This is a genomic window from Candidatus Thiosymbion oneisti (assembly GCF_900092655.1).
Taxonomy (GTDB): domain Bacteria; phylum Pseudomonadota; class Gammaproteobacteria; order Chromatiales; family Chromatiaceae; genus Thiosymbion; species Thiosymbion oneisti.
In genome coordinates this window covers 1-2250 of the sequence record NZ_FLUY01000837.1, presented here as the reverse complement: position 1 = coordinate 2250, position 2250 = coordinate 1, and the positions used below count along the sequence as shown (strand labels likewise).

The 2250-nt window shown below is 66.3% G+C and carries 1 protein-coding gene; it reads right to left on the bottom strand.

What is annotated here, in order from left to right:
• Positions 1 to 354 precede the first annotated feature (354 nt).
• The coding region (locus BQ17_RS08965; RefSeq protein WP_089726288.1) for a tetratricopeptide repeat protein at positions 355 to 2250 on the bottom strand (1896 nt) is incomplete at its 5' end.

Sequence of the window (2250 nt, the reverse complement as noted above, 5' to 3'; positions counted from 1 at the left end):
TCACTCCCTCTCCCTCCGGGAGAGGGCCGGGGTGAGGGGGAAATTCAAAAGCTCGGATTGTGCCGTGTGGCAGTATAAATCGGTAGGCTGGGTCGAGGGACGAGACCCAGCGAACCAAACCTGCCCGTAAAAGCTGGGTTTCGTTCCTCAACCCAGCCTACCGCCTACTCTGGGCTACGGCCCTTTTTTTAGACAGCCTCTTAAACGCTACGACGCTTAGTTGCGTTAGTCATAAACTACGAATCACGCGAATCTGCGCGAATTGGAAGGTTTGCACCCTTGGGAATATTCGCGTCGATTCGTGTGATTCGTAGTTAAAACAATACCTGCCGCCGCACGCCAAAAGTCGACCCGTCAGCCCACCAGGTACCGGGCGGAGAGCAGGTCTTCTTCGGCGCTGTCGCGTAGCTCGGCATCGCCCCGTTCCGTCAGGCCCAGGAACCAGAGATCCTGACGCTGCTCCTCGGTGAGGTCTTCGGCGTCCGCATCCAGATACCTGATGCGTGCGGGGGGCTCGTGGTTGATTTCCGTCTCGATCACGGTCGCCAGATAGGGATAGCGCGCCTGCTCCAGGGTCCAGTCCACCGGCTTCCCGGCCCGGCCCTGGGCGCGGTTGCGGTGTACGCGCAGCACACCGTCGCCGGGATACTGCTCCCAGTTCCGGTCGAACCAGTCCGCGGCTACGCCCCAACCCTGGGCACGGGCATGCCAGAGGCCGGTCTCGATGATCCGGACACTGCCGGGGGGCAGCTTCTCGATCTCCGATTTTGCGCGGTCGAGTGCCCCGTTGCCGCTCCGCTGCAGCAAGACGGCGCGGCCGAAGGCAGGGTCGTGGGAAAGGTCCTCCCCGGTGATGTCGGCCAGATCGGCCAGATCGCCGGCGGGACCCTCGTGGGGGCACCGCGGTTGCGCGGGCCGAATCGGCTCGCCGTTCAGCGCCCCTTGCAGGCGACGGCGGATCTGGTCGCGCTTGGCGGCGCTTTCTTCATCGGAGTCGAGCTGGTGGTCGGCCCGATCCAGGACCTCCTTGGCCTCGTCCAGCCGCGCCAGGTCGATCAGGGTATCCGCCAGGCCGTTGATGGTCACGGGATTGCGGGGGAACTGCTGCTGGGCCTCTCGGTAGACCGCCACCGCTTGGTCCTTACGGCCGGTGATGCGCAGGGTATGGGCGAGGTCGGCGCGGCAAACGGGGTTGTCCGGGAACAACCACATGGTCGCACGATAGACTGCCTCACCGAGCTCGACATCGCCGTGCAGGACCAGGGCATGGGCCAACTGGCTGTGAGATTGCACGTTATGCGGAAAGCGCCGGCGGGTATGCCAGTAGACCGCCTGGGCCCGGTGCCAATCGCCTTCCGCCTCCAGGGCGCGGGCGAGCAAGAACCAAACATAGTGATCCTGCGGATTCCAGCGGGCGGCCTCATGGGCCAGCGCCCGCGCCCAAGCCGGGTCCGGCTCCAGGAGTCGGTTGCCTAGGCTGCAAAAGGCACGCACCAGGTAGTAGCTGTCCCCGGTCTCGCGACAATACTGGCGATGCCGGTCGAGCAGCGCTTGCAGCTGTGGCTTGATAGTCGCGAGGTTTCCCGGCAACTGCCGCAGTAGCGGCCGCAGGTCGTCGACATGTGGCGGCTGCAGGAAACCCTTCCCTTGCTGCTGCGGGTCGGATGGCCGCAGCGCGGATGGGTAGCGCCGGTCCAGCCACTTGCGCACCGGGTCGGAGACGTCCCGCGCCTGGATCAGGTCACGCAAGCGCCGTCCCCACTGGTCGGCACTCATGGGGTAGACGGCCGCCAGGTAGTCCAGCTCGGCGAGCCAGGGAGTTCCTTTCAGGTCACCCCGGCGGGCCAGGGCCTCACCGTAGTCCAGTACGCCGCGCAGCATGGCCCGCGGTACCGAACGCTCCACGGTTCCTTCATCGTCCGCCGGCAGCAGGCGCAGGCCGGTGATGCCGATGCGTGCGTAATCCTGGTGGACACCCCCGGCAAGGCAGGTGAGTCCGAGCCAGAGACCGAGCAATCGACGGTCCGGCTGGCCCTGGGTGAGGGCGACGAGCAGTGCCGCCTCCGGGTCCCGAGAACGGCCGAAGTAGAAGCCGCGCAGCCAAGCACGCAGCCGGCCCTGGTTCCGGGCACACCAGGCCCGCGATTCCGGCAAGGGCACCAGGAGCACGGCGCGGAAGGCGTCGACCAGGGCGTCGGCGAACCGCTTGCCTGGAAGGCCCTCTGACGCCGGTGCACCGAGCACCGCATC